Below are 25,628 nucleotides of genomic sequence, written 5' to 3' on the forward strand. Positions count from 1 at the left end.
GGGTCACTCCGGCCAGCCTGCCAGCGGGTCGCGCCGCCGGAGAAGGGCCGGATGTCCCCGGCGCGCCATGATGGATGTCATGGACGGTCCCAGCTTCGACGTGCCCGCCTTCCTCGCCGAACGCCTGCGCCCGGCCAGCGTCGCCACCACCGGCCGCGCCGGCGGGCCGGCGCTGGCCACCCTGTGGTTCCTCGCCGAGCACGGCCGGTTCTGGTTCAACACCCCGAACGACCAGCCCAGCCCGTTCCTCGCCGCGGCCCGCGCCGGTCGTGAAGTCGCGGTGCTGGTGTCCACCTTCGACCCGCCCGGTGACGTGCGGCAGCTGCGCGCCACCGGACCGGCGCGGCTCGAGGCCACCGACCACGACCGGCTGCGGCGGCTCTACCTGCGCTACGTTCCACAATGGACGGACGAGTGGGCGGCGCACGCCTTCTCGCCGCGCTTCACGCTGTGGTCGATGTCGCCGGAGCGCGGCATGGCGGTGGCGTTTCCCGAACTCGCCGACAGCCCGACTTTCCGCTGGTCGGAGGCGGTCACGGCACCGCTTGCACCTCGGCCGGGCTCGTCAGCCGGGTGAAGTTGTCGGCGAGGAACTCCCACACGCCGGGCACCAGCAGCACGGCCAGCACCAGGAAAACCGGGAACACCAGGCGGTTCTCCACGTTCTTGCCGGTGCGGAACCGCAGCTTGCGCGGCGGCCGGATCTCGTACCAGGTCTCGCCCTTGATCAGCAGCGGGAACAGGAACGGGCAGCCGGATTCGGTCAGCGAATCGCCAAGGCAGTGCGTGAAACAGCCCGCCGCCACCGCGATGCCCAGCCAGCCGGCGATCTGCTCCAGCTCGCCGAACGCGTCCGGGCCGACGCTGAACACCCACCAGACGATCGCCACCCCGGCCACCGGCAGCACCCAGTCGCCCAGCGCGTCCTCGGCCAGCAGCAGGCCGAAGATCACCACCCCGGCGACCGCCCAGTGCCCGCCCGCCTCGGTGCCCCACGCGGTGAGCAGGCCGAGCGCCACCGCGAACAACACGGTGTGCGAAAGGTGCCGATGCGTGCCCGTGCGCCGCTCGTCCTTGGGCCCCTTGGTCACCTTGTAGAGCCCGGCCGACGCCCGGCGCAGCAGCCACGACAGCCCGCCGGTGATCGGCCCGAGCAGTTTCGACGCCCGCGCACCGGGGTGGTCGAGGTCCGGCAGCAGGGCGAACCCCGCGGTGGTGGCGGCGAACGCGACCGCCTGGTGCACCGTGCCCGCGCCGACCACCGGCGCCAGTCCCAGCCCCGCGCACCAGCCGGTGAGCGCGTGCGTCCGCCCCATCATCCCCGCGCATCCCCCAGCAGTCCCGGCAGCCCCAGCAGTCCCACCATCTAACCGGGAACCGCCGGTGGTTCACACCACCGGGTGAGTCAAAGCTCCTTGCCGAACCAGTGCTCGGCGTACGGGTCGTCGCCGTAGGGCGGAATCGGCTGGTAGCCGTGCTTGGCGTAGAACGCCCTGGCCTCCACCAGGTCGTCGCGGGTGTTGAGCCACATCGACTTCGCGCCGATCTCCCGCGCCGCGTCCTCGGCCGCGCGCACCAGCAGCCCGGCGCCACCCGACCCGCGGTGGCCCACGTCGACGAACATCCTGGTCAGCTCGGCGATCTCGGGCGTGTACACCCGCACGCCCACGCACCCGGCGGGCTCACCGTCCAGCCGCGCGAGGAGGAACACCCCGGTCGGCGGCGTCAGGTCGTCACTGGGGAACTCGGCCATGATCTGCTCGACTTCTTCCCGCGGAACCCGCCGCCGGTAGTACCGGCTGGCGATCTCGTCGTAGTAGCAGAACAGCATGCGGAGTGCGTCGGGATCGGTGGGCGCGACGCGGGCCACCGACCAGTTGAGCACCTGGTTTCCAGTCACGGACCGATTGTCGGCCCGCCGTCCATCGAATTTCCGCCACGCCGTCCGGTCACGCCGTCCACCGGCGCCGCGAACCGGCGTCGTAGCATGGCGCGATGTCGAAGCGCCTTGGCCTCAACCTGTCCGACGACACGCACGCGCAGATCAAGGCCCGTGCGGACGCGGCGGGCGTCTCGGTGCACTCGTGGATCATCGCCGCGATCGAGCGCGAGAACTTCCGCCAGCTGTGCCAGGAGACCAACGACTGGTGGGCCAGCCGCCCGGAAGCCGCCGAGCGGCAGGTCGCCGAGTACCACCGCCGGCGCGAGGTGCAGAGCGGCCGTGACTCCTCCGCCGCGTAGGGGCGAGATCCGGCGCGTCGCCGGTGATTCGGGCCGCCGGGTGCTGGTCTACTCGGGCAACATGTTCAACGATCTGCCGGACGTGCCGTACGTGATCACCATGGAGATCACCTCGGTCCCGGAGCCGATGGACGTCGCGCTGGCCGACGGCTCGCGGGTCGCCTACACCCGGCTCGACCACCTGCCGAAGTCGCTGCTCGGCGACCGCGTCGGCACGGTGCCGCACGAGGTGATGGAGAAGATCAACACCCGGCTGTTCATGGTGCTGGCCACGCAATGAAGCGCGCCGAGGCGATCTTCCTGCTGGCCGTGGTGGCCGGCGCGCTGGTCTGGTCCGGGATCGGCGCGAAGAGCACGCTGACCTGGCTGCTCGAGGTGGTCTGGATCCTCGTCGGCCTGCCGCTGGTGCTGGTGTTCCGCAAGCGGTTGCCGCTGACCAGGCTGCTGCTCTGGCTGCTGGTCTTCCACGCGCTCGTGCTCTGCTACGGCGGCCACTACACCTACGCCGAAACCCCGCTCGGCAACTGGGTCCAGGAGAACTGGGGCACCTCACGCAACCACTACGACCGGTTCGCGCACGTGGTGCAGGGCTTCGTCCCGGCGATCCTGGTCCGCGAACTGCTGCTGCGGCTGACCCCGCTGCGTCGCGGCGGCTGGACGTTCCTGCTGACCGCAAGCGTTTGCCTGGCTTTCGCGGCCTGCTTCGAATTCATCGAATGGGGTTCCGCGGTGGTGCTCGGCGCCAACGCCGACGAGTTCCTCGCCACCCAGGGCGACATCTGGGACACCCAGTGGGACATGTTCCTCTGCCTGTGCGGCGCCGTCGCGTCCCAGCTGCTGCTCCGGCGCCCGCACGATCGGCAGCTCAGTGCTCTGAGTCCAGGTGCTCCATGAGCGGTTCCGGGTAGCGCGGCCCGGCGGCGGCACCGGCGGGCACCGCGGCCTCGATCGCCGCGAGGTCCTCGTCGGTCAGTTCGAGGTCGACCGCGGCGAGCGCTTCGGCCAGCCGCTCCGGCTTGCGCGCGCCGACCAGCGGCACCACGTGCTCCCCGCGGGTGAGCACCCACGCGATGGCCACCGCGGTCGGCGTGGCGCCCTTGGCTTCGGCGACGCCGCGCAGCGCGTCCACCAGTTCGAGGTTCCGGCGCAGGTTCTCGCCCTGGAACCGCGGGCTGATCGCGCGGAAGTCGTCGGCGGGCAGCTCGCGCTCGGCGGTCCAGTGCCCGGACAGCAGCCCGCGCGAAAGCACGCCGTACGCGGTGAGCCCGATGCCGAGTTCGGTGCAGGTGGGCAGGATTTCGCGCTCGATGTCCCGCGAGAGCAGCGAGTATTCGATCTGGAGGTCGGCGATCGGGTGCACCGCGGCCGCGCGGCGGATCGTCTCGGCGCCGACCTCGGACAGCCCGACGTGCTTGACGTACCCGGCTTCGATCAGCTCCGCGATGGCGCCGACGGTCTCCTCGATCGGCACCGCCGGGTCCAGCCGCGCCGGGCGGTAGATGTCGATGTGGTCGACGCCCAGCCTGCCCAGCGAGTACGCCACGGCGTTCTTCACCGCTTCCGGGCGGCCGTCGAAGCCGAGCCAGTCACCGGCCGGACCACGCAGCGCGCCGAACTTCACGCTGATCACGGCCTGCTCGCGGCGGTCGCGCAGGGCCCGCCGGATGAGCAGTTCGTTGTGCCCGGCGCCGTAGAAGTCGCCGGTGTCGAGCAGGGTGATCCCGGCGTCGAGCGCGGCGTGGATGGTGGCGATCCCGTCCTCTTCGACGGCCGGGCCGTACAGGTCCGACATGCCCATGCAGCCCAGGCCCAGCACGGGGACCTCGGGGCCGGTGGTGCCGAGTGAACGGGTGCGCATCACAGACTCTCCTCCATCGGTTGACAGGCGCACACAGTATTCGCCGCGGCGGGTAACCTGCGCCGGTGGCCAAGGTGAGCGTGTCGGCTCGAATCGCTTCGACGCCCGAGCAGACCTGGTCGGTCGCCGCCGACCTGACCAGGTTCGACGAATGGCTAGTGCTGCACGAAGGCTGGCGCAGCCCGATCCCGCCGGAGATCACCCACGGCACCACGTTCACCTCGGTGGTGTCGGTGAAGGGTTTCCGCAACCGGATCACCTGGCGGGTGGACAGCTACGACGAGCCGAGCGCGATGTCGATCTCCGGTGACGGGGTCGGCGGCGTGCGCATCGCGCTCGCGCTGGCGATCCGGCCGGTGGCCACGGGCTCGGAAGTCAGCATCGACGCGGATGTGCGCGGGAAACCGGTGTTCGGGCCGGTCGGCATGGCCATCGGCCGGGCAGTGCGCGGGGAACTGCGGCGCTCGATCACGAACCTGAGCGCGTTGATCGGCTGACGCTCAGCACACCAGCGGCCAGATGATGCACCTCGAGGTGGTGGTGGTCGTCGTCGGCTTCTTCGACGTGGTGGTGGTCGGCGGGTTCTCGCCACCCGGCTCCGACGGCTGGTTGGTCGTCGTGGTGGTGGCCTTCTTCGACGTGGTGGTCGGCGGGGTGGTGGTTTCCCGCTGCCGCGTGGTGGTCTCTTCTTCCTCGTACCAGGCACCACCGCCGGGTACCAGCTTCGGCTCGTCGGAAGCGACCGTCGCCTCCGGGCCGGCCACCCCGCTCGGGGTGCGCGCCGGCGGCTGCACGATGCCGACGTCTTCGACGATGGTTTCGGCGCGGTGCTCCGGGGAGGGCGCGTGGACCACGCGGACCAGCAGCGCGGCGATGCCGCAGCCGATCACCACGGCCGCCATCACGGAGAACAACTGCAGCCGCGACCGCGACTTCGGCCGGCGTCTGGCGTCCCAGCCCTCGCGTTCCAGCAGCTGAGCCACCGTCACTTCGTGTTTCACGCGGAGACCCCTCGACAGTAGAAGACGCGCGCAGGACGCCAGTTTTACCGGAAAGCAGGGTCTGGTGGGGGCATTTCCCACAAAGTCGGCCCAAGATACTAGGCCGGACGTTGCAACGCTCGGTCAACCAGACAGATCCACCCTATCGGGCTGACCCTCCGTGGTTGATGACCCTCCGTCACCTCACGCCCGGTGACGGCGACGCCACGACTTCGCCGCGCCCCGTGGCGACCGGAGAATTGCCGGAGGACGTTCGAAAAAGGCCTCCGACGCCGTCACCTTCTTCGACCGAATTGACTTGCCGATAGTGGCCCGCGCCACCGTGCACGCCTAGTGCGAGTTCTTCCGGCTCAGGTCATCCATTAGGAGTAGTACAAGCGTCAGAAAACGCGTGAACCTCCGGCGAGGAGGCACCGGAAGTGGAAAGTTCGCTGCTAAAGTCCGGCTAACTGTGCCACTTACGTGTGTGCTCACACCGCGCTCACGATGACCCGGGACGTGCATGCCGGACAACACTGACGGAACTCCGAAATACCACCAGATCGCGAACAGCATCCGCCAGCAGATCATCACTGGCGAGCTGAAGCCTGGGGACAGCGTGCCGTCGGAGCGACGCCTCGAAAAGGACTGGAACGTCGCCAGGCCCACGGCCGCCGATGCGCTGAGGCTGTTGCGACATCAGGGATACGTGGAAAGCCGGCACGGTTCGGGCACGTACGTGCGTGCCGACCTGCCCGGCGGGCACGGTCGCCGGTTCGCGCGCTCGCGCACGGTCGACGTCAGCTTCGGCCCCGGCGGCGGCAGTGTCGAAGTGCTGCTCACCGAGGAGACCACCGTGCCCTCGCACGTCGCGGACGCGTTCGGGCAGCACGCGGACGTGACCGGGATCCGGCGGCAGGTGCTCATCAACGACGAGAACGGCACGCCGTCCGAACTGCGCACCTCGTGGTTCACCAAGGAACTCGCCGAGCAGGCGCCACAACTGCTCGACCCCGCCAAGTCACCCGAGTCGATCGACGATTACGTGACCGCGCAGACCGGCCGCAAGGCCACCTACGGCCGCGACCAGGTGTCCGCGCGGCTCGCCACGGCGGCGGAGCAGAAACGGCTGCACCTGCCGAATCCGTCGGCCGTGCTCGAGCAGCACCTGATCCTCTTCGATGCCACAGGCAACGCCCTCCGGTTCGACGAGTCCGTTTTCCCCGCCGAGGTGTGGAAGCTGCTGTATCCCTATCCCCTGGCCGAATCCCCCTCCGAAGATCGCTCTTGATCAGTGGACTAGGCCACCTTACAACAGCAGTGGCATAGTCCACAACCCGGAGTCGCTGGTTCGGCACTGTCGGTGCGACATCCGCGCTGGCAGACTCGGCTGCCATGAAGCGGATCATCGGCGTACTCGCCGCTCTCGTGCTCACCACCACGATCGCCGCGCCGGCCGCCCAGGCCACCGGGCACGGCAAGCTGGACCCGCGGCCCAGCACCGCGAAACTGGCCTGGGAACTGCAGAAACTGCAGTGGACCAGCCACGGCCGGGTGCAGGTCGGCAAGATCGGCAAGTCCAACGAAGGCCGTCCGGTCTGGCACGCCAGAGTCGGCACCGGCCCGCAGCGCGTTCTCTACGTCACCCAGCAGCACGGCGACGAGCCGCTCGGCACGCCCGCCGCCCTGGAGTTCCTGCGTCAGGTCGGCACCGGGAACGCCGGCTGGCAGCGGGAACTCCGCGCCCAGGTCACCGTGGACATCGTGGTCCGCGCGAACCCGGACGGGCACGAACGCGACTGGCGCTACAACTACGACCCGGACGCCGATCCCGAATACGGCGAAAAGGGCAAGGGCTACGACATCAACCGCTACCACGACCCGACGGTGGCGCCGGAGGACAACCCGGCCACCGAGGCGGGCCTGATCCAGCGGCACGCCGCCGCCTTCCGCCCGTCGATCGTGGTCGACTACCACATGCAGGGCCGCTACCGCGGTGCCGACGGCCGCGAGATCACCGCGTCCGCGATGTGGCCGACGCACCCGGACGTCCAGCCCGCCGCCGTCGACTTCGCCAAGCAGCTGACCGTGGTGGCGCAGCGGGCGATGGACGCCGACGGTGGCAACGTGTCGCAGTACCCGGGCGGCAACTACCAGGGCATCGCGCGCAACGCCTACGGCCTGGTCGGTGCCGGGAGCGTGCTGATCGAGCTGAGCGACATGGGCGCCGAGCACGAGCAGTCGCAGATCCGCTCGGCGCTGGCGGCCATGCTGGCCATCGCGAAGAGCGCGGGTGACGGCTCGGTCGGCCAGCTCGATCCCGCGCTGGCGGAGCAGATCCCGCCGCGGGGTGCCCCGATCGAGTCGGCCGGCACTGCGCACCACGACTGATTCAGGCAGGCTTGAAGAGGGCTGCGAGCGGCGAAACCCCCGGAGTACGGTCCCGCGTTACCAGATGACCAGAACTGGGGGTACGTCGTGATCAGTTTTCGAAGGCTGGCTCCGGCACTGGCCGCGGCCACCCTGTCCGCAGCCCTCTTCGCGCCGCCCGCGGTGGCGGCGATCGACCTGCCGCCGGGCATGACGGCGAGCTACGTCGTGCTCGACCGGGCGTCGGGCAAGAAGGTCGCGGACGGTGAGCACGAGCGGTTCCGCTCGGCTTCGGTGGTCAAGGTGCTGATCGCGCTCGACTACCTGGAAACCCTCGGCGCCGGACGGGAAATCCCGCCCGCGGACGCGGCGCTGATGCAGCCGATGCTGCGCAGCAGCGCCAACGACCCGGCCAGCGAACTGTGGGCGCGTGGCGGTTACGGCGCGGTCGTCGACCGGATGGTGGCCAAGCTCGGGCTCACCGACACCGCTCCCCCGGCCGATCCGGGCAGGTGGGGCTTCACCGCCACCAGCGCGGCGGACGTGGCCAGGGTGTACGAGTACATTTTGGACAGTGCGGATGCCGGGCACCGCGCGTTCGTCATGGGTCACCTGCGCGCGTCGACGAAGTGCTCGGACGCCTGGGACCAGTCGTGGGGCATTCCGAGCGCGGTCGGCGAGGCGTGGGCGGTCAAGCAGGGCTGGTCGGCCTGGGGTGACGCGCCGCCGCCCGGTGATCAGTGCACCGGCGGCCGCAGCGCGCCCGCCCCCGAAGGAGCGTCCACTTCGGACGTGGACCTGACCAGCCCGCTGATGCACACCAGCGGCACGGTCGGCGCCGGCGACGAGAAGATCGTGGTGGTGCTGACCCTGCAGGACAAGGACACGCCGTTCCGGGAATCGGCCAACCGGATTACCGCACTCACCAAGACGGTGGTTTCCGCCGCCTGACCCGGTCGAAGCGGGGATATCGTGCGGTATGAACCGGCGGCGGGCTGATTTCACCTCCTCGCTCTACCTGGGCATGCGGCACGCCAGCACCGAACTGCCCGGCTGGTCGGGGCTGACCACCGGGCGGCCGGCCGCGCTGGGGGTGCCGCCGGTCGCCGAGGGGGTGGCGAAAGCGCTCGCCGACCTGCAGGGCACCGAAACGGCGCTGCTCGCGCGGTCGACCCTGCACGCCTTCGCCGACTGCCTGGAGGTGCTCGCCGACGAGCAGAGCGGCATCGTGCTGGACGTAGCGGCCTATCCGATCGCGCGCTGGGCGGTCCGGCGCGCGGCCGGGCTGGGCCGCCCGGTGCTGCGGATCCCGCACCAGGACCTCGGTTCGCTCGCGGCCGCGCTCGACCGGCTGCACGCGCGCGGGTTGCGGCCGCTGGTGGTCGCCGACGGCGTGTGCGGTGGTTGCGGGAAGCCGTTCCCGCTGCCCGCCGCGGTGAGCCGGTTGCCGTCGCGCAACGGGTTGCTGCTGCTCGACGACAGCCAGTCGCTCGGCCTGTTCGGTGACCGGCCGGGGCCGGGGCACCCGTTCGGTGACGGGGGCGGTGGCTCGCTGCGGCTGGCCGGTACCAAGGGGCCGGTGGTGCTGGTGTCGTCGCTGGCCAAGGCCTTCGGCGCGCCGATCGCCTCGATCGCCGGGCCCGCGGTGCTGCTGGAGCGGATCCGCAAGCACGGGGGCAGCGCCATGCACGCCAGTCCGCCGTCCACTGTGGACATAGCGGCGGCGGCGCACGCGCTGCGCGTCAACCAGGTGGAGGGCAACGCGCTGCGGGAGCGGCTGGCCGGGCGGATCCGGCTGCTCCGGCGGACCTGCGGTGAGCAGGGGCTGCCGCTGGCCGGCGGGTTGTTCCCGGTGCAGGCCACCCCGCCGCTCACCGCCCAGCGCGGGAAGCGGCTGCTCGACCGGCTGACGGCGGCCGGGATCGACGCGCTGCTGCGCCGCGACTGCCGCGGTGGCACGGCGGTGGCGCTGGTGGTCACGGCCGGCCACACCACCGGTGAAATCACCGAAACCGCGGCGGTGCTCAGCGCCGCGTGGAACCGCGAGGAGTGATCAGAGACCGGCTTTGCGCAGCTCGTCGAGGAAAGCGGGCCGCCGCTCGTTGTCGCGGCGCAGGCTTTCCACGTACTCCTCGAATTCCTCGTCGCTGTCCAGGAGTTCGTGCACCCGGCGGAGTTTTTTCAGCAGCACCACGGCCTGCCGGTAGCCGTCGCGGCTGGCCTGCTTGACGCAGTCGGTGGCGAGGAGGCGGTAGACCCCGGCGACCTCGGCGGGACGGGATTCGGCGACCTGGTCGGCCACGCGCAGCCACGCCGACTGCGAACAGCCGAACTCGGCGGCGGCGTCCCACGCCTGCGTTGTCTCGCCTTCGTCGAGCAGGACGTCGATGAGCTGGTCGGCCTGGCGTTCGCGGGCCGAGGCGCGGAGCACCCGGAGCACGCGCTGACGCGGTTCCGGCCAGGTGCCGAGGCGTTCGCAGAGCGCTTTGAGCTGGTCGTAGGCCTGCTTGGTGGGCGAGCGCCAGAGCAGCCGCTCCAGCACGGCGGACGCCTGGGCCGGGCGGTCGGCTTCTAGGTGCACGCCGACCAGGAATTCGGCCAGCTCACCGCAGCGGTTCGCGGGCAGCTCGGTCATGCTGTGCTCGGCGCGTTCGATCGCCTCGTCCACGCGGCCGGCGTCGTAGAGCGCCTTGGCGATCCGGACGTGGTCCACACGCGGGTCCTCGGCGAGCAGGCTCACCAGTTCGTCGACGTCGCCGAGCGCTTCGACGGCCTGCTCGCGGAACTTTCGGTCGTCCCCGGCGAGTTCGACCAGCTGGCGGAGCCCGTCCTCACCGAGCGCTTCGGCGAACGGCCGGATTTCCAGCCAGCCGGGCAGTTTTTTCTCGAACCCGGCGAGCCACGCGGCGAGGTCTTCGGGAGGGTCGGCCGCGCAGGCGCGGGCGTACAACGCGATGGCGCGGAGCAGGTGCGCGGCGGCGGCGCCGGTCTCGTCGTCGATGTCGGGGGCCACGTCGGCCATCACCTCGACCGCGCGGCGAATGAGGTCGCGATTGGCGGCGAGGTCCTCCTCGAGCAGGTCGAGCACGTCGCGCGCGTCCTCGAGAAAGGCCTGTTCCTGGGCGAGCGCGTCGACCCGCCCGCTGAGGGTGCCGGTCTGCTTGGCCACGGCGCGCAGGGACAGCCGGCGCAGCAGGGACGCGTCCCTGGCCGCCTCGTTCGCGACCAGCTCGACGAGGTCGTCCTTGGTGAGTTCGGTGAGGTACTGGCGCACCAGGGCCTGGTCGCCGACCGGCTTGACCCCGCGAAGCCACGCGAGCCCGACGGCCACCGCGTGCTTGCAGAAGGCCCCGTCGGCCGCGAAGGGACAGGTGCAGCGGGCCTCGATGGTGCCGTGGCGGGCCTTGAGCCCCACCCGATACGGCTCCGACCCGACGACCACCGCGGTGACCCCGTCCACCAGGCCGCCGAGGTCCTCCACCTTCCCCACCATGCCGCGGCCGCGCTGGAACACCGCGTTACCGGCGATGGACCGGAGCTCGTCCTCACTGAACCAAGTCACGCCCACCATTGAACCAAGCCCGTCAGCTGTGTCGAGCCCGGTGATAGTCCACGTACTGCGGATCCACGATGTGCCCAGGACGTTTGATCAACTGCTTCTCTTCCCCGTCCAGCACGAAGGAAAGATCACTTCGGATCAGGATGGCGCCGTTATCGAACCGAACATGGCAGTTCGGGCACAGGCACAGGATGTTCTCGGGCACGTCCGGCCCGTCGTGTGGGCGACCGAGCGCCCGGATATGCGCACCCTCCGAGTAGCCGCGGCCCTGGATCGTCAACCTGGTACCGCACAGCTGGCAGGTGTGGTCATGCAGGCGCTTCACGTAATCGGCGGTAGCCGTCGACCGAACAACTCGCTGCACCGACGAAGTCCGTCGCACTGGGCTGAGGTTGCCCTCCGGAGCGACTGGGACCAACTCCACCAGGTCCCCAGGAGCGATCTTGACCATGCGGAACCGACAGACGGCGAAGCCACGTAGCCCCGGCTCACGCCAAGACTTTTCCACCCGGAAGAGCCCGTCGTAGCGGTAACCCGTTTTGGTGTTACCGCGAACCACGCGCACCGGGGTGCCCCTGATCCCACTGGTGCGCAACGCAGCGTTGCCACTTGCCGAAAACGTCTGGTCAGCGATCTGCTCGCCCGACTCGGATCGACCGCCGTGCCCGGTGTAAATGATCACGTCACCATGGTCTTCGTCGTCCTCGTAACCACCGGAAACGACGATCGATTCGGCACCTTCGCGCTCGTTGCCGACGATTCCCGCCTGGATGTTTCGATGTACGCCCTTCGCCGCCACCTCAGCGCGGTTGACGAACGTGGTGCCCTCCGGCACCCCGTCGATTTCACCGAGCGTGACCAGGTCCTTCTTGCGTGGTCCAACTCGAAGGTCACGGACGTCAAAACCCAGTTCAACGGCCTTCGCCACCACGGTGGCTTCGCCCCCGCTGAACTCCGCTGCCTTGAGCGGCACACCGTTGGTGTATTTGTGCGCGACGCCGAGCAAGGCCTTCGAGTCGTAGTCGCGGCCCGCCGTGACCACCACATAACGAAGAGATGGCCGGTACCCGTATCGCCTCAGGAACTCATCGCGTCCCAGCGTGTCGTACTCCGCCATGGCGGCGAGCACGTCTTTCCTCGAGATGTCCCCGAGACCCATACCCTGCACCTTACGAGGTTGGAGAAACGACAGTTCGCAGCACACCAGCGAGGTCGTTCTGGAATGTTTCCGACGAGCAAAAGGTGACCTTGCCGGAGTGGGTCACCCCGGTGGTGGGCTGTTCGATCAGCTCCTGCGGCCCCACCACAAAAGCTTCTCCGGAGTCGGCGAAGTGCGTCCTGATCTCCGAGAGATAGGTGACGACCTGGCTGTACCCCTCGCGGATGTAACTCGGTTCCGAACTCAACTTGCACTCGACCACCACGGCAAATCGCCGTTTCCTCTCGATCAGCAAGAGGTCAGGCGTCTTTTCGTGCCCGCTCTTCACCACCCCCGCTGTCGCTGCCACATAGGGCTCCACGATCTTCGCCTGCTTCCAGATCCTCAGCGCTTCGAACCACAACTCCCACGAGGCGCCGCCGGGATCGACGAGCTCGAACGCCGGGCCTGCCTCAGCCGCGCCGGACAACGGTCGAAGGCTGAACACCTGCCAACCCAACTGCCGGGCAGCACCCAACACCAGGCCGAGCACACCGAGGTGGAACAACCGGGAGCGAAGCTCGTCGTCCGGTTCGATCTGCTCCTGCGAGAGCCGCAGGAGATCACGGGTGTCTTCCAAGCGCAGCAGCTCGGCAAGCGCCGAGGTGTTCCGCCAAAGCACCCCGGATCGGCTGAGCGCGGAGAGCGTCACCCGGTCGGGCAGAACCGGGGTGGCCTTGTCCGCGCCCAGTGCGGCGGCGGCGTTTTCCAAGGCTGCCAGCTGCGGCTGCACCCCTTTGTCGAGGTTCCGCTCCACCCCCACGGCATCCCGCTGGACGCTGGGCAGCCGTTGCGCCACCCAGGTGAACACCGAGATGGCGATCGGGTCCGAACGCCGGGTACGGGTGCGGCCCTCGAACGATCGCGGTGGCCACCCGTGCCGACGGGTAGCCACCCAATCCGTGCCAGCACTCGGCGCGCTACCGCGGTAACGCCGTGGTGCGGAAGAAACCGGCAGCTCAGCCAGCCACTTGTCAGCCTTGGTTGGCAACCGCAGGAGCACGTCCACGCACTTTTGGAACAAGACCCGGTGCGCTCGTCGTCGCACATCCTCCTCTGTCCAACGCCGGCCTGCATCGTCGGGAACCGCAGCCAGGCTGGCAAAGAGCTCGCCCTTCCCCGACCAGTAGCGGAGGAGTTCGTGCACCCCTTCCCACGGCAGGGCCAGCCGGCCCGTCTTTTCCTTCCGGCTTTCGGTCACCGCAAGCCGCCGAGCTTGCCAACGAGCCAATCCCACTGGTCACCGAGCACCTCGGGACGCTGGAATTCACGGCCCAGTTGCTCGAGCGCGTTGTCGTCGAGCGTGGCGAGCCACGTGCCCATCCCCATGAGGTAAGACTCCGCGATCCGCTGCCGAAGTTCAGCGGAGGACAAAGGCAGGTCCTTGGCGTCGAGGTACTCCGGTATCGACAGCAGCGCAGCCGGCCCCATTTCCATGCCGGACAACCCCGCGTGCGCTTGGTAGATGCGCTGCAACACGGAAACCAGTTCCGCCTGCACCGAGTCCTCCAGCGGGGTGGGCAAATTCGAAAGCCGGTTCCCCAACGCCTGGGTGAACCCCTCCACCGTGGGCATCTCGATCGGCACGTGGGCAAAGCGGCGCCCCAGCGCCAAACCGAAGCGGAACACCCGCTGCGCATCGACCGCGTTGTAGGTGCCGAACAGGCGCCATTCCTTACCAGCGAGGTAATGGACGGCACCCTGCCCGTCATCGGGTGTGTCAGACCGGAGCAGCTCAGCACCGATCACTTCACTCTTCGGGCCGTCGGCCCAGCCGAGAAAGATCGGGCTGGCTTTGGGGTCGCCACTCACCCGGCCCACCGTGACCGTGTTGCCGGTCAACCAGGTGAACAAGCCCGAGAAGATGCGGTCGAGGTCTGCGCGGTTGGCCTCGTCCAGCACCAACCACCGGTCCTCGGCGATCGCTTCGAGCACGTAACCGGGGCTGAACCGGAGCTTGGACGTGTCGTCCACGGTTTCGCCGCCGACCAGTTCTCGCGCGCTCCACGACTCGTCCGGGGTGACCACCAGGTAGTCGTGGGCCATGGTCATCCCATAGTTCGCCGGGGCCCCGGCCACCTCGTCGATCACCTCGCCGACCAGCTGCGTTTTGCCGGTTCCGGGCGGTCCGACCAGCATCACCGCACTGCGCGAAGCCACCGCTCCCCGCAGCATCCGGCGGGTGCGATCATCGATCACCAACGGGTGCTCAGCAGCCCGCAACGAGCGGCCCGGCCACTTGCGCACGCGCTCACGCGCTTCGACGTGTTCGACTTGGAGCGACAACTGCGTCGCCAAGCTCGACACCTGCGCTGCGAGGTCACTCCCGGCTTGTTCGGCTTCCATGGCCAACCAGGAGGACCGCCATCCCCCGGCCGGATCGCGCTCGAACACCACGGCGGCGGGCACTCCGCCGCTGCTCAGGTAGCGCCGCACCGCTTCCTGCGTTGCCTTGACCTGATCAGCATCCTTGACCACCACGGCCAGTACGAGCGCGTGGTTCGCCGGCACAGACTTGACCAAAGCAGCCAGCTCGGCCGCCCGATTGACTGCCACCGCATAGACCTGATTCCGCGGCAGGTGGACCAACGCCGCGAGCACGTATTCGAATTCGGCGAACTTGGTAGTGCTCGGCGAGTCGAGGTCAACGTCATCGAGTGCGGCGCTGAGCTCTTCTGCTTCCCCAGCGTGTGGATCGGTCATGAACCGACCGTACTGGCTCTTCGCTCACTCAGCGCTCAAAACGCGACTCCTAGTCGCAGCTATGATCACACCGAAGCGTGACGGGGACCGCAGGGGTGTGAAGTGCCGTGAACGAGGACGAGCTGTTCGACCAGTTGCGTAATTTACGAACCGCAACCTCGACTGCCGGTCCAGCTGCCCACAAGCCGCTGTTCCTGCTGTGGCTCTTCGGTCGCGCCGTCACGACCAGGTCCACCGAAACGACCTACGCCGACGCAGAAGGCCCCGTGGGGAAGCTCATCGATGAGTTCGGCCCAGCGAACCAGCGGCCCCGACGTGATCGGGCTGCTATGCCGTTCGTGCACCTGGAACGATCCCTCTGGATGGTGGAAGACGACGGGGGCAACCCGATTCCGCCCACCCCCTCCCGCAGCGGCAGTTGGTTGCGGAGCAACGGCGCCCGCGGCCGGTTACGCCCGGAGGTGGAGGACCTGCTGGCGTTACCGGGAAAGATCCACGCCGCCGCCAGATTGTTGGTCGAAACCTATCTCGACAAGGCCGACATCGACCACATCGTCAACGCAACGGGACTCCGCCGCGCCTACCGGGTGAGCGCGCTCCAGCTCGCGCGGTCCACCGCAGCCTCGAAGGCGGTCAATGCGCTCATCGATGCACCCGACGACTACGACAGTCGCTTCCGGCGCCACGCATTCGAGTGGTTGGCCGAGCTGAGCAAGGAACACGGCGGACGGGTGCCGTTCGGCCTGTTGCAGGAGTTCAGGTTCGAAGGCAAACGCATCGCGCTGATGGACCAGCAGGCTGGCATCCGCAAGCCGAAGGAGCTCAACGCAGCCCTGTCGCTGCGCACCACCTATACGCCGCCGAGCAAGCAACGACCGTACGAAGACGAGCTCGATGAGAACGGTCTCCTTCGCTACTACATGTACCGGGGTACCGATCCGCAGCACCACCAGAACGTGGCCATGCGACGCGCATTCACCGAAAACCGACCGATGATCTGGTTCAAAGGCGTGGCGAGCGGCCTCTACCAGCCGCACTTCCCCCTCCGACTGACCAAGGATGAGCCGGAGAACCTCCGCTTCTTGACCAGCTTCGACTGACAGCCAAAGGGAAGCGCTTACTGCTGTCCCCAACACAGGCAATAGCAGCGTGACGCCCACTGACCGACTCATCAGTGCTCAAGGCACCACCCGCGTTGGCGGTAGACTCGCACGAAGCGAGACGGGGACAACAGGAAGTGCGGCGTCCAATGCACGAGCACGAGCTATTCGAGCAGTTGGGCAGCCTTGAATGCGCCCCCACTGGTGGTGGCCGTGCTAGTGCTCTGTCCATGAACGTTGGCCGGTTTGGTGACACGCCGGTCAGCGTTCGGGGTGGGTGATCGGCTTGCCGTCAGGCTGGATGGATGGCAGATCCAGTCCGGGTGCGCAGGCTGACCGATCATGAAGGGCAGCGGCTGCAGCAGATCGTGCGAAGAGGAACAGGCTCCGCGGTGCGGCTGCGCCGGGCGATGGTGGTGCTCGCCTCGGCCGGCGGTAACACTGTCCCGGCGATCGCCCGGCTGGTCCAAGGCGACGAGGACGCGATCCGCAATGTGATCCATCGGTTCAACGAGACGGGCATGGCCAGTCTGGACCCTCGGTGGGCGGGTGGCCGTCCCCGCCTGATCAGCCCTGAAGACGAAGCCTTCATCGTCGCGACGGCCACCACGCGACCCGAAGCACTCGAGCAGCCCTTCACCCGCTGGAGCCTGCGCAAACTCGCCGCCTACCTGGCCCGCAACCCGCGGCGGGTGGTGCAGGTCGGACGGGAACGGCTGCGGCAGTTCCTGCACAAACACGAGATCAGCTTCCAGCGCACGAAAACCTGGAAGGAGTCCAACGACCCGGACCGTGACACCAAGCTGGCCCGGATCGAGCACGTCACGAACTCGTTTCCAGACCGGGTGTTCGCCTTCGACGAATTCGGGCCACTGACCATCCGGCCACACCCGGGTGCCGGCTGGGCTCGACAAGCACATCCGGACCGGCTGCCCGCGAACTATCACAAACTGCACGGAGTCCGGCAGTTCCACGGCTGCTACTCCGTCGGCGACGACACCCTCTGGGGTGCGGTCCGCACGAAGAAATCCGCCGCGAACACCCTGGCCGCCCTCAAATCCGTCCGCTCCGCACGCCCGGACGGGGCACCGATCTACATCATCCTGGACAACCTCTCCGCCCACCGCGGCCGGCCGATCCGCAGCTGGGCGGCCCGTAACAAGGTCGAGTTGTGCTTCACCCCGACCTATTCGTCCTGGGCCAACCCGATCGAGGCCCACTTCGGGCCGCTGCGCACCTTCGTCATCGCTGGCTCCGACCATCCCAACCACCCAGTGCTGGCACGTCGGCTGCACGACTATCTACGCTGGCGCAACACCAACGCCCGGCACCCCGACATCCTTGCCGCGCAACGCCGTGAACGCGCACGAGTCCGCAGCGAGAAGGGCATCCGCTGGGGCGGGCAACACCTCACCCCAGCCGCCTGACCAACCCGGCGAACCTATCTGGACAGAGCACTAGCCACAAAGCTTCGTGCACTTGGAGCGCACGCTCTGGACACTGCGCGACGGCGATGGCAACCCCGTGCTGGCCTTCCCTCCGCACAGTGCCACCCAGCCGGTAAGCTACTCCTCGTGGCTGTCGCACCACTCTGTGCGAGGCGACCTGCGGGCTGAAGTGGCCGCCCACCTCAGCCAACCCGAAACGCTCGGGATAGCCACGCGCCTGCTTACGATCGCCTACCTCAGCGCACATCAGCTCGGTCAGGTCATCGAGGCAACAGAGCTGAGCCACGCCTACCGAGCTCACTTGCGGGCAACCACCCGTCACCCCACCACCGAGCAGATCCAATCGATCATCGACTCCGCGGATTACGACCGACGACTTCGACGCCATGCCTTTCGGTGGCTCACCGAGCTCGATGCGATACACCGCGGACGTGTCCCGTTCGCAACGCTGCAGAACTTCAGCTTCGAAGGCAAGCGTATCGCGCTGATGGACCGGCAGGCCGGGATCCGCAAGCCGAAGGAACTCAAAGCTGCCCTCTCGCTGCGCACCACCTACACCCCACGGAACAAGCAACGGCCGCACCACGACGGCGTCGATGAGCTCGGACTCCTTCGCTACTACATGTACCGGGGTACCGATCCGCAGCACCACCAGAACGTGGCCATGCGCCACGCGTTCGCGGAGAGCCGTCCGCTGATCTGGTTTGAGGGGTGTCGAGCGGTATCTACCGACCACATTTTCCGCTCTGGCTGTCGAAAGACGAACCTGGGGAGCGGCGCTTCCGGACCAGCTTCAGCTGATTTGGAAGCGGGCAAAGAAAAGAACCCCCTGTTGCCAGGGGGTTCTTCGCTGTCTCAACCAGACGCGCGCCCGAAGGGATTCGAACCCCTAACCTTCTGATCCGTAGTCAGATGCTCTATCCGTTGAGCTACGGGCGCTCGTGTTCAGTTGTGCCGGTCGGACGACCGGGGTGCGGTGCTCGGCGGACCGAACTCCAGCGGAGGCTCCGGGATTTGAACCCGGGAGGGGGGGTTACCCCCAACCGCATTAGCAGTGCGGCGCCATAGACCAGACTAGGCGAAGCCTCCCAGGTCGAACGACCACTGCTCGTAAAGATTACACACCGCCCCCCCGGCGCGTGAAGGGACCCCCCGAACACGGCATAACCGCTGGTCAGCGGGCACCCAGGGCGACAAACGGGGTCAGCGCGTCCGGGTTCATCAGGGCATCCCGGCTCACCGCGCGCTCCGGGGCCACCCCGGACAGGATCTTCTTCACCGGCACCTCGCACTTCTTGCCGTTCAGCGTGCGCGGCACCTCCGACACCACGACGAACCGGTCCGGCACGTGCCGTGGCGAAAGCGCGCTCCGCAGCTCCTTCCGCAGCGCGGGCTCGATCTCCTCCAGCGAGGCACCCGGCGCGAGAACCAGGAAGCACAGCAGCTCGCCCTCGGCACCCGCCGCGGAGGTGTCGATCACCAGCGAGTCCGCCACCTGGTCGAAGTTCTCCACCACCCGGTAGAACTCGGCCGTGCCCATGCGCACGCCGCCGCGGTTGAGGGTCGAGTCGCTGCGACCGTAGATCACCGCCGAGCCGCGGGAGGTGATCTTGATCCAGTCGCCGTGGCGCCAGACGCCCGGGTACACGTCGAAGTACGCCTCGCGCAGGCGGGTGCCGTCGGGATCGTTCCAGAAGAACACCGGCATGGACGGCATCGGCCGGGTGATCACCAGCTCACCGACCTCGTCCACCACCGCGTTCCCCGCCTCGTCGAACGCCTCCACCGCCGCCCCCAGCGAGCGGTTCGACAGCTCGCCCAGCCACACCGGCGTGTCCGGCGACGAGCCGACGAACGCCGTGCACAGGTCCGTCCCGCCCGAGACCGAGCAGATCTGCACCTTTCGCCCCACCTCGTCGGCGATCCAGCGGAAGCCTTCCTGGCTCAGCGGCGCCCCCGTCGAGCCGATCGCCCGCAACGCGGTCAGGTCGAAGTCCCGCGAAGGCGAGATGCGCGCCTTCAGGCAGCTCTGGATGTACGGCGCCGACGTGCCGAAGTAGGTCACGCGGTGCTGCTCGGCCAGGTGCCACAACGTGTTCAGGTCCGGATGCCCCGGGCTGCCGTCGAACAGCACGATGGTCGACCCCACCAGCAACCCGGAGATCAGGAAGTTCCACATCATCCACCCGGTGGTGGTGAACCAGAAGAACCGCTCGCCCGGCCCCAGGTCGCTCTGCAGCGCCAGCGCCTTCAGGTGCTCCACCACGATGCCGCCGTGCCCGTGCACGATGCCCTTCGGCAGCCCGGTGGTGCCCGACGAGTACAGCACCCACAGCGGGTGCGCGAACGGCACCGGATCGAACGCCAGCTCCGCGCCGGCGTGCGACTCCAGCAGCGTGTCCCAGTCGTGCGCGCCCGCCAGCGGACCACCCGCGTAGTCGATCAGCACGGTCGCCTTGAGCGCCGGGATCTCCTCGCGCAGCTTCGTCACCGTCGGCCGCGTGTCGAACCACCGGCCGTTGTACGCGTAGCCGTTCACCGCGATCAGCACGACCGGCTCGATCTGCGCGAACCGGTCCACGATGGCCCGCACGCCGAAGTCCGGCGAGCACGACGACCACACCGCACCGAGGCTCGCCGCGGCCAGGAAGGCGATCAGGGTCTGCGGGCAGTTCGGCGCGAGCGCGACCACCCGGTCGCCCTTGGTCACGCCCAGTTCCTGCAAGGCCGACCGGGCGGCAGCCACCTTCGCGCGCAGCTCGCCGTAGGTCAGCTGCGACGACAGGCCGTCCTCGCGGTGGAAGATCACCGCCAGCTCGTCGTCCGCTTTGGGCGCGCCGGCGACGCCCGGGCTCAGCGCGTGTTCCGCGTAGTTCAGCGTGCCGCCGTCGAACCAGCGCGCGGACGGCATTTCCCCGGAGAGCACCTCGGCCGGCCGGTCGTGCCAGCGCACGCCCAGGTACTCCGCCGACGCGGCCCAGAACGCGGCGGGATCAGCGGTGGAGAACTCCCACAGCGAGGTGTAGTCGTCGGTCGCGACCCCGCGTTCGTCCCGCAGCCACCTGCGGAAATCCGCGATCTTGGTCTCCCGGTTCGGGTCCGGCCGCCACAGCACTTCGGGTGTGTCGCTGGTCATGCGGCGGAGCCTACTGACCGACGAGCTCCCCGACCATGTCCTGCGCCCACACCCGCAACCGCAGCTGGTCCACCGGCGTCGCGGTGAGCCAGCCGCCGCGCGTGCGCAGCGCGTACCGGCCCTCCTCGGTGTCCACCCAGTTGACCACGCTCGCGGCACGCGACCAGCGTCCCGAACGCCCGCGCACCCCGGCGCCGAACTGACCACCGCCGGTGCGCCCGGTCAGCAGCTTCAGCAGGACCCCGGCCTCGCCACCGCGGACACCGCTGTCCTCCAGCCTGCCGAGGAACCCGGCCCGGCCGTCGCGCTCGCCCTCCGCGCAGGCTTCGTGGAAATCCTCCAGCCGCACGTTCGCCGGTCCGCCCGGCGCCGCGGGCAGCGGCTTGAGCGCGTCGAGCATGGTCGCCACCAGCAGCGGCTCGCGGACCAGGCCGATCCGCACCTCTCCGCCGACCACCTCGGCCGTCGCGGCACCCTGACGACCGGCGGCCGAGAACGACCGCACCTCACGGCCTTCACCCGCCAGGTGCAGGTCGAGCCGCAGGTCGCTCTCCCCGAGGATCTTCAGCGCCTGCACCAGATCCGGGGCGGGGTAGTCCAGCGTGCCGAGGTCGCGCGCGCTCAGTTCGGCGTCGGCCGCCTCGGCCAGCCACCGGCGCGCGGCGGCCGTCCGGCCGACGTGACCGATACCGAGCACCGCGGGCGGATCGCCCAGCCCGAGCCGCGTCCACAGCAGGAAGAACTCGTTGGGGTAGAGGCGAATCCACCCGGTGTCCGGATCACGCACGGCGACGCGGCCCCTCCTCGCCGAGCACCGGCGGCGCAACCTTCAGGTCCGCCGCGAAGATGTTCTCCTCTTCCTGAAGATAGCCGGGCAGCTTGTGCTCGACGTCCTCCTGCCGCTGGGCTCCGGCGCCCATCGGCATCGCGCCCATCGGCATCCCGCCCATGCCACCGCGCGCCGCGGCGGCGGCGGGCGCGACGCCGGGACCGGGCGCACCCGGGTGGCCGCTGCCCGCCCGCGGACCCGGTGTGGGGTCCTGCATGGCGCCGCCGACCTGGCCGCCACCGCCGACCATCGGCACCGGGGTGGACGGCGCGACCTCACGCGGCGGCGGGGTGTAGCCGCCGATCACCCCGTCGACCGGGCCGTCGCCGCCGGTCACGCCGCTGGTGCCGGTCGAATCGTCGGGGACCTCGGGCTCCTCGGGTTTGGGGTCCGGCTTCGGCTGGTCCGGCGGCTCTTCCGGCGGGCTGTAGATGATCGGGTCCCCGGTCGGCGTGCTGAACTCCGGCACGGTCCCGTAGACCTCGTAGGAGTCCTGCTGGAACTGCGTCATCACGTCGGCGGCCCGCTGGTGCAGTTCCTCGTTGTCCCGGCGGCCCGTCTCGTCGTCCGCGACGAGCTCCGGACCGGCCGAGAACGACATCGCGGCGGTGCCACCGGCAGGCATCGGGTACGGCAGCACGGTCGGCTGCGGTTCGGGCATGTTGTTCTGGGCGATGCGCACGTTCTCGGCCTGCCGCGTCACGCACGCGCAGACCTCGGTCGCCCGGTCACCGGTCTCCTCGGACCAGGCGGAGAGCCGCTCCACGGTCTCCTTGGTCCGCTCGGCGGCCGCGCCGGTCCAGCCCTGGCTCGCCTTGACCATCGCGGCCCGCAGGTCCGCCGCGATCTCGGTCAGCTTGTCGCCGATGGTGGCCCAGGTCGCGGCGACGGTCTGCGCGCCGGCGAGGTCCACCTCCTCGTGCACCATCCGGTAGAGCTCGCGGTGCCGGTAGGTCAGCCAGTCCACCGGGATGCCCAGGTCACCGCTGACGGGCTCCGGCTCGCCGGGCGGATAGGGCGACGGGTGGGGCAGGCACTTCACCTCGTCCGGGCGCTTCATCGGGACTCACCCCCGTAACCCTCGACGTCGTCCAGCCGGCGGCGGGCCTTTTCCAGCTGTTCCTTGGCGTCGGCGTCGGTGGTCTTGAAGTTCTTCCGCGCCGCGCGCACGGTCAGCTCGAGGTCGTCGAGCACGCTGCCGAAGTCCTGGAGCACCGGCGTCGCCGCGGAGGTCGCCGCCTCGCGCAGGCGGTCGCTCATCGTGCGGCCGACGAAGTTGTTCCCCAGGCGCAGCGGCACGTCCAGCTCCTTGGAGTCCCGGACGAGCTGGTTGACCGTGGCCTGGATTTCGGCGAGCGCGGTGAGCAGGCCCTCCGCGGCTTCGTCGCTGAGCTGCAGGCTGCCCTTCTTGGCTTCCTTCTTGACGTCCCGCACGTCACCCGCGATCGGGGCGAGTTGCTTGGACGCCTCCGGCGCGAAGGAAGGCGGCGGCGGGGACGTGACACTCGCCGCGCTCGTCGGTTTATTCACAGCAGCCATTTCGAATCCCCACCCTGCGTGACACTCAAAGCTGAACTGTACCGCCTTGGACGCGGGTGGGGACCCGTTCGCTCCCAGTCAGCGCAGATGGGCGTCGAACCAGCTCAACGTGCGTTGCCAGGCTTCGGCGGCGGCACCGGGGTCGGCGTCGAACCGGTGGTTGGCCCCTGGATAGCGGACGACGTTCGTGGCCACCTTCGACGAAGCAGCCACCTCACGCAGGCGCTCCACCTCGGCCACCCCGCTCTCGTCGCCCGAGTCGCCGTAGATGCCGAGCCACGGACTGGTCAGCTTGCCCGCGATGTCCACCAGCGCGGGCAGGTCGTTCGCCGAGGACTGGCCGCCGACGCTGACCGCCGCGCCCAGCTTCCGGCTCGAGGCCACCACCAGCGCCGCGGTGCCGCCGAGGTCGAAGCCCACCACGCCGAGCAGGTCGGCCTGGACCCCGCGCTCGACCAGCCAGGCCAGCGTGATGTCGGTGGCGGCGAGCACGTCCTGCCCGGTGAGCTTCCCGTCCGCGGCGCCGTCGTAGATGTGCGGGGCCACCGCCAGCCAGCCTTCCTCGGCGAGGCTGGTCACCAGGAAGCGCACGCCGTCGGTGACGCCGTCCGCCTCGTGCAGCACCACCAGTCCGCCGCGGACCACGCCGTCCGGCTCGGCGAAGGTCAGGCGCAGCGCGCGGCCGTCGGCGCGCCGGTAGTCGTCGGTGTGGGTTTGCGTCATGCGCCTACTCAACCACTGGTTGGTGAACGTGAGTCAACCTCAACCTGCGGATCCAGCCGGGTTAACGTGGGCAGGAGCAGACCAAGTGACCCACGAGGAGCCTTGATGTCCACTCCGTCCGTCGTGCCGACCCGCGCCGGTCTCGAGTCGCTGCCGAAGTACGTGCCAGGCCGGACCGTGCCGGGCGCGATCAAGCTGGCCAGCAACGAAGTCCCGGCGGGCCCGCTGCCCAGCGTCGCCTCGGCGATCGCGGCCTCGGCGGCCGACATCAACCGCTACCCGGACATGGGCGCGTGGGCGCTGGTCGACCGCATCTCCACCCGGTTCGAGGTGCCCCAGGAGCGGATCGCGGTCGGCTGCGGCTCGGTCGCGCTGTGCCAGCAGCTGATCCAGGCGCTGTGCGAACCCGGCGACGAGGTGATGTTCGCCTGGCGTTCGTTCGAGGCCTACCCGATCCTCACCCAGATCGTCGGCGCCACCGCGGTGACCGTGCCGCTGGACGCCGGGCACACCCACGACCTGGACGCCATGCTCGCCGCGATCACCCCGAAGACGCGGCTGGTTTTTGTCTGCAACCCGAACAACCCGACCGGGACCGCGGTCCGCCGCGCCGAGCTGGCGCGCTTCCTGGACGCGGTGCCGCCGCACGTGCTGGTGGTGCTGGACGAGGCGTACCGCGAGTTCGTCACCGACCGCGAGGTGCCGGACGGGCTGGAGCTGGCCGCCGGCCGCGGGAACGTGGCCGTGCTGCGGACCTTCTCCAAGGCGTACGGGCTGGCCGGGCTGCGGGTCGGCTACGCGGTCGCGCCGGAGCAGGTCACCGCGGCACTGCGCCAGGTCTACATCCCGTTCAGCGTGAACTCGCTCGCGCAGACCGCCGCGATCGCCTCGCTCGACGCCGAGGAGGAGCTGCTGGCGCGCTGCACGAAAATCGTCGCCGAGCGCTCGCGGGTCCGGGATGCCTTGCTGGAGACCGGTTACCAGGTCCCCGAGACGCAGGCGAACTTCGTCTGGCTGCCGCTGGGCGAGAAGACCGCCGACTTCGCCGAGCACGCTTTGGCGAACAAGGTGATCGTGCGCCCGTTCGCCGGTGAAGGCGCCCGCGTGACGATCGGCAACCCGGACGAGAACGAGGCGTTCCTCACCGCGGCCAGGTCGTTCCCGGCGCTCACCTGAGCACCAGCTGCACGATCGCGGCGAGCCCGACCACCACGATCACCCCGCGCAGCACCACCGGGGACAGCTTGCGCCCGATCTTCGCGCCGAGCAGGCCGCCGAGCACCGAGCCGGCGGCCAGCAGGCCGACCACGGCCCAGTCGACCGGCGCGACGAAGGCGTAGATGGTGCCTGCCACCACGTTCACCACGGCGGAGAGCACGTTCTTGATGCCGTTGATGCGCTGCACCGGATCGGACAGCAGCATGCCCATGCAGGCGACCATCATGATGCCCTGCGCGGCGGTGAAGTAACCGCCGTAGATGCCCACGACGAAGAGCAGGAACAGCAGCAGCGGGCCGTACCGCTTCTCCGGCTTCTCCTTGCGTTCACGGCGCGCGGTCACCCAGCCGGCCACCTTCGGCTGGATGATCACCAGCACCACGGCGAGGCCGACGAGCACCGGCACCACGGTCTCGAAGGCGTCCTTGGGCAGCGCCAGCAACAGCAGCGCACCGCCGACCGCGCCGAGGAAGGACGCGACGCCGTAGACGGCCAGCCGCTTGCCCTGCCCGCCGAGTTCGTGCCGGTACCCCCAGGCACCGCTGATCGTGCCGGGCGCCAGCCCGATCGCGTTGGAGGTCGTCGCGGTCACCGGCGGATAGCCGAAGGCGACCAGCACCGGGAAGGTGACCAGGGTGCCCGAGCCGACGACCGCGTTGATGGTGCCCGCCCACACCCCCGCCAGAGCGATCAGAATCGCATGCCACCACGTCACTGGGTCATCAC

General features: G+C 69.1%; 27 protein-coding genes and 2 tRNA genes. 13 read left to right on the forward strand and 16 right to left on the reverse strand.

Annotation, left to right across the window (positions count from 1 at the left end; translation table 11 throughout):
• The first annotated feature begins 79 nt into the window (after positions 1-79).
• Positions 80-577 (forward strand): pyridoxamine 5'-phosphate oxidase family protein, encoded by a 498-nt coding sequence (locus A4R43_RS28045; RefSeq protein WP_113695044.1) that lies wholly within the window; start codon positions 80-82, stop codon positions 575-577.
• Here A4R43_RS28045 and A4R43_RS28050 read toward each other — a convergent pair.
• The gene (locus A4R43_RS28050; RefSeq protein ID WP_205215098.1) at positions 534-1,319 is read right to left on the reverse strand and encodes a metal-dependent hydrolase; all 786 of its coding nucleotides are present in this window, start codon (positions 1,317-1,319) and stop codon (positions 534-536) included. The two genes, A4R43_RS28045 and A4R43_RS28050, sit on opposite strands and share 44 nt — an antisense overlap.
• A gap of 86 nt (positions 1,320-1,405) precedes the next feature.
• Positions 1,406-1,900, reverse strand: a complete 495-nt coding sequence (locus A4R43_RS28055; RefSeq protein WP_335645111.1) for a GNAT family N-acetyltransferase — start codon at positions 1,898-1,900, stop codon at positions 1,406-1,408.
• Positions 1,901-1,995: 95 nt separating this feature from the next.
• Here A4R43_RS28055 and A4R43_RS28060 point away from each other — a divergent pair, with 95 nt between their 5' ends.
• From A4R43_RS28060 to A4R43_RS28070, 3 genes are read left to right on the forward strand one after another with little or no spacing between them, the layout of a single operon-like run.
• Positions 1,996-2,241 (forward strand): hypothetical protein, encoded by a 246-nt coding sequence (locus A4R43_RS28060; protein WP_113695045.1) that lies wholly within the window; start codon positions 1,996-1,998, stop codon positions 2,239-2,241.
• A complete protein-coding gene (locus A4R43_RS28065) occupies positions 2,222-2,521 on the forward strand; it encodes a type II toxin-antitoxin system PemK/MazF family toxin (protein WP_236808322.1) in 300 nt (99 codons plus the stop codon). The genes A4R43_RS28060 and A4R43_RS28065 overlap by 20 nt, the downstream gene beginning before the upstream one ends.
• Complete coding sequence (locus A4R43_RS28070) at positions 2,518-3,135, forward strand: DUF2238 domain-containing protein (RefSeq protein ID WP_113695046.1); 618 nt, start codon at positions 2,518-2,520, stop codon at positions 3,133-3,135. Before A4R43_RS28065 ends, A4R43_RS28070 begins: the two co-directional genes overlap by 4 nt.
• On the opposite strand, the gene A4R43_RS28075 is transcribed toward A4R43_RS28070, so the two are convergent.
• Positions 3,107-4,099, reverse strand: coding sequence for an aldo/keto reductase (locus tag A4R43_RS28075; protein WP_113695047.1), 993 nt, complete (start codon positions 4,097-4,099; stop codon positions 3,107-3,109). The genes A4R43_RS28070 and A4R43_RS28075 overlap by 29 nt on opposite strands.
• Positions 4,100-4,164: 65 nt before the next feature.
• Here A4R43_RS28075 and A4R43_RS28080 point away from each other — a divergent pair, with 65 nt between their 5' ends.
• On the forward strand, positions 4,165-4,596 hold the full coding sequence (locus A4R43_RS28080; protein ID WP_113695048.1) for a type II toxin-antitoxin system Rv0910 family toxin: 432 nt from the start codon (positions 4,165-4,167) through the stop codon (positions 4,594-4,596).
• A gap of 3 nt (positions 4,597-4,599) precedes the next feature.
• On the opposite strand, the gene A4R43_RS28085 is transcribed toward A4R43_RS28080, so the two are convergent.
• Positions 4,600-5,100 (reverse strand): hypothetical protein, encoded by a 501-nt coding sequence (locus tag A4R43_RS28085; protein ID WP_113695049.1) that lies wholly within the window; start codon positions 5,098-5,100, stop codon positions 4,600-4,602.
• A gap of 502 nt (positions 5,101-5,602) precedes the next feature.
• On the opposite strand from A4R43_RS28085, the gene A4R43_RS28090 reads away from it, so the two are divergent.
• From A4R43_RS28090 to A4R43_RS28105, 4 genes are all read left to right on the forward strand, one after another.
• Complete coding sequence (locus A4R43_RS28090) at positions 5,603-6,370, forward strand: GntR family transcriptional regulator (protein ID WP_113695050.1); 768 nt, start codon at positions 5,603-5,605, stop codon at positions 6,368-6,370.
• A gap of 104 nt (positions 6,371-6,474) precedes the next feature.
• Positions 6,475-7,470 (forward strand): M14 family zinc carboxypeptidase, encoded by a 996-nt coding sequence (locus tag A4R43_RS28095; protein ID WP_205215099.1) that lies wholly within the window; start codon positions 6,475-6,477, stop codon positions 7,468-7,470.
• A gap of 87 nt (positions 7,471-7,557) precedes the next feature.
• Positions 7,558-8,400: a serine hydrolase gene (locus A4R43_RS28100; protein WP_236808323.1), complete on the forward strand. Its 843-nt coding sequence runs from the start codon at positions 7,558-7,560 to the stop codon at positions 8,398-8,400.
• Between the two features lie 28 nt (positions 8,401-8,428).
• Positions 8,429-9,502, forward strand: a complete 1,074-nt coding sequence (locus A4R43_RS28105) for an aminotransferase class I/II-fold pyridoxal phosphate-dependent enzyme (protein ID WP_113695051.1) — start codon at positions 8,429-8,431, stop codon at positions 9,500-9,502.
• Here A4R43_RS28105 and A4R43_RS28110 read toward each other — a convergent pair whose 3' ends face one another.
• Genes A4R43_RS28110 through A4R43_RS28125 form a run of 4 tightly spaced genes read right to left on the reverse strand, consistent with a single transcriptional unit; the run spans position 9,503 to position 14,909 of the window.
• Complete coding sequence (locus tag A4R43_RS28110) at positions 9,503-11,011, reverse strand: SWIM zinc finger family protein (RefSeq protein WP_162788622.1); 1,509 nt, start codon at positions 11,009-11,011, stop codon at positions 9,503-9,505. It lies immediately after the preceding gene.
• A gap of 22 nt (positions 11,012-11,033) precedes the next feature.
• Complete coding sequence (locus A4R43_RS28115) at positions 11,034-12,167, reverse strand: YDG/SRA domain-containing protein (protein ID WP_205215100.1); 1,134 nt, start codon at positions 12,165-12,167, stop codon at positions 11,034-11,036.
• Positions 12,168-12,177: 10 nt separating this feature from the next.
• Positions 12,178-13,407: a hypothetical protein gene (locus tag A4R43_RS28120; protein WP_162788623.1), complete on the reverse strand. Its 1,230-nt coding sequence runs from the start codon at positions 13,405-13,407 to the stop codon at positions 12,178-12,180.
• The gene (locus tag A4R43_RS28125; protein WP_113695054.1) at positions 13,404-14,909 is read right to left on the reverse strand and encodes an AAA family ATPase; all 1,506 of its coding nucleotides are present in this window, start codon (positions 14,907-14,909) and stop codon (positions 13,404-13,406) included. Before A4R43_RS28125 ends, A4R43_RS28120 begins: the two co-directional genes overlap by 4 nt.
• A 107-nt stretch (positions 14,910-15,016) precedes the next feature.
• Here A4R43_RS28125 and A4R43_RS28130 point away from each other — a divergent pair, with 107 nt between their 5' ends.
• The 3 genes from A4R43_RS28130 to A4R43_RS28140 all read left to right on the forward strand — a co-directional run bounded on the left by A4R43_RS28130 (position 15,017) and on the right by A4R43_RS28140 (position 18,358).
• Positions 15,017-16,009, forward strand: coding sequence for a phosphorothioated DNA-binding restriction endonuclease family protein (locus A4R43_RS28130; RefSeq protein ID WP_162788624.1), 993 nt, complete (start codon positions 15,017-15,019; stop codon positions 16,007-16,009).
• Between the two features lie 323 nt (positions 16,010-16,332).
• On the forward strand, positions 16,333-17,436 hold the full coding sequence (locus A4R43_RS28135) for an IS630 family transposase (RefSeq protein ID WP_236808324.1): 1,104 nt from the start codon (positions 16,333-16,335) through the stop codon (positions 17,434-17,436).
• A gap of 52 nt (positions 17,437-17,488) precedes the next feature.
• The gene (locus tag A4R43_RS28140) at positions 17,489-18,358 is read left to right on the forward strand and encodes a hypothetical protein (RefSeq protein ID WP_162788625.1); all 870 of its coding nucleotides are present in this window, start codon (positions 17,489-17,491) and stop codon (positions 18,356-18,358) included.
• On the opposite strand, the gene A4R43_RS28145 is transcribed toward A4R43_RS28140, so the two are convergent.
• The 7 genes from A4R43_RS28145 to A4R43_RS28175 all read right to left on the reverse strand — a co-directional run bounded on the left by A4R43_RS28145 (position 18,324) and on the right by A4R43_RS28175 (position 23,684).
• Positions 18,324-18,396, reverse strand: a tRNA-Arg gene (locus tag A4R43_RS28145). The two genes, A4R43_RS28140 and A4R43_RS28145, sit on opposite strands and share 35 nt — an antisense overlap.
• 60 nt (positions 18,397-18,456) lie before the next feature.
• Positions 18,457-18,546: transfer RNA gene (locus A4R43_RS28150), tRNA-Ser, on the reverse strand.
• Between the two features lie 85 nt (positions 18,547-18,631).
• The gene (locus tag A4R43_RS28155) at positions 18,632-20,593 is read right to left on the reverse strand and encodes an acetoacetate--CoA ligase (RefSeq protein ID WP_113695058.1); all 1,962 of its coding nucleotides are present in this window, start codon (positions 20,591-20,593) and stop codon (positions 18,632-18,634) included.
• A 10-nt stretch (positions 20,594-20,603) separates the two neighbouring features.
• Entirely contained in the window at positions 20,604-21,380 is a 777-nt protein-coding gene (locus tag A4R43_RS28160) for an ESX secretion-associated protein EspG (RefSeq protein ID WP_162788626.1), read from the reverse strand.
• Entirely contained in the window at positions 21,373-22,482 is a 1,110-nt protein-coding gene (locus tag A4R43_RS28165) for a WXG100 family type VII secretion target (RefSeq protein WP_113695060.1), read from the reverse strand. The genes A4R43_RS28160 and A4R43_RS28165 overlap by 8 nt, the downstream gene beginning before the upstream one ends.
• Positions 22,479-22,961: a hypothetical protein gene (locus A4R43_RS28170; protein ID WP_236808325.1), complete on the reverse strand. Its 483-nt coding sequence runs from the start codon at positions 22,959-22,961 to the stop codon at positions 22,479-22,481. Before A4R43_RS28170 ends, A4R43_RS28165 begins: the two co-directional genes overlap by 4 nt.
• 78 nt (positions 22,962-23,039) lie before the next feature.
• Positions 23,040-23,684, reverse strand: coding sequence for a dienelactone hydrolase family protein (locus tag A4R43_RS28175; protein WP_113695061.1), 645 nt, complete (start codon positions 23,682-23,684; stop codon positions 23,040-23,042).
• Positions 23,685-23,789: 105 nt separating this feature from the next.
• Here A4R43_RS28175 and hisC point away from each other — a divergent pair, with 105 nt between their 5' ends.
• Complete coding sequence (gene hisC, locus A4R43_RS28180) at positions 23,790-24,860, forward strand: histidinol-phosphate transaminase (protein WP_113695062.1); 1,071 nt, start codon at positions 23,790-23,792, stop codon at positions 24,858-24,860.
• On the opposite strand, the gene A4R43_RS28185 is transcribed toward hisC, so the two are convergent.
• Positions 24,853-25,617, reverse strand: coding sequence for a sulfite exporter TauE/SafE family protein (locus A4R43_RS28185; RefSeq protein ID WP_113695063.1), 765 nt, complete (start codon positions 25,615-25,617; stop codon positions 24,853-24,855). The two genes, hisC and A4R43_RS28185, sit on opposite strands and share 8 nt — an antisense overlap.
• Between the last annotated feature and the right edge of the window lie 11 nt (positions 25,618-25,628).

The sequence above is a fragment of the Amycolatopsis albispora genome (genome assembly GCF_003312875.1).
GTDB classification, from domain to species: domain Bacteria; phylum Actinomycetota; class Actinomycetes; order Mycobacteriales; family Pseudonocardiaceae; genus Amycolatopsis; species Amycolatopsis albispora.

What these genes read in the sequence shown, in the direction of transcription:
- A4R43_RS28045 (WP_113695044.1), top strand. Translation starts at nt 80, where the DNA reads ATGGACGGTCCCAGCTTCGACGTGCCCGCCTTCCTCGCCGAACGCCTG.
- A4R43_RS28050 (WP_205215098.1), bottom strand. Translation starts at nt 1,319, where the DNA reads ATGATGGGGCGGACGCACGCGCTCACCGGCTGGTGCGCGGGGCTGGGA.
- A4R43_RS28060 (WP_113695045.1), top strand. Translation starts at nt 1,996, where the DNA reads ATGTCGAAGCGCCTTGGCCTCAACCTGTCCGACGACACGCACGCGCAG.
- A4R43_RS28070 (WP_113695046.1), top strand. Translation starts at nt 2,518, where the DNA reads ATGAAGCGCGCCGAGGCGATCTTCCTGCTGGCCGTGGTGGCCGGCGCG.
- A4R43_RS28075 (WP_113695047.1), bottom strand. Translation starts at nt 4,099, where the DNA reads ATGCGCACCCGTTCACTCGGCACCACCGGCCCCGAGGTCCCCGTGCTG.
- A4R43_RS28090 (WP_113695050.1), top strand. Translation starts at nt 5,603, where the DNA reads ATGCCGGACAACACTGACGGAACTCCGAAATACCACCAGATCGCGAAC.
- A4R43_RS28095 (WP_205215099.1), top strand. Translation starts at nt 6,475, where the DNA reads ATGAAGCGGATCATCGGCGTACTCGCCGCTCTCGTGCTCACCACCACG.
- A4R43_RS28105 (WP_113695051.1), top strand. Translation starts at nt 8,429, where the DNA reads ATGAACCGGCGGCGGGCTGATTTCACCTCCTCGCTCTACCTGGGCATG.
- A4R43_RS28115 (WP_205215100.1), bottom strand. Translation starts at nt 12,167, where the DNA reads ATGGGTCTCGGGGACATCTCGAGGAAAGACGTGCTCGCCGCCATGGCG.
- A4R43_RS28125 (WP_113695054.1), bottom strand. Translation starts at nt 14,909, where the DNA reads ATGACCGATCCACACGCTGGGGAAGCAGAAGAGCTCAGCGCCGCACTC.
- A4R43_RS28155 (WP_113695058.1), bottom strand. Translation starts at nt 20,593, where the DNA reads ATGACCAGCGACACACCCGAAGTGCTGTGGCGGCCGGACCCGAACCGG.
- A4R43_RS28165 (WP_113695060.1), bottom strand. Translation starts at nt 22,482, where the DNA reads ATGAAGCGCCCGGACGAGGTGAAGTGCCTGCCCCACCCGTCGCCCTAT.
- A4R43_RS28170 (WP_236808325.1), bottom strand. Translation starts at nt 22,961, where the DNA reads ATGGCTGCTGTGAATAAACCGACGAGCGCGGCGAGTGTCACGTCCCCG.
- A4R43_RS28175 (WP_113695061.1), bottom strand. Translation starts at nt 23,684, where the DNA reads ATGACGCAAACCCACACCGACGACTACCGGCGCGCCGACGGCCGCGCG.
- hisC (WP_113695062.1), top strand. Translation starts at nt 23,790, where the DNA reads ATGTCCACTCCGTCCGTCGTGCCGACCCGCGCCGGTCTCGAGTCGCTG.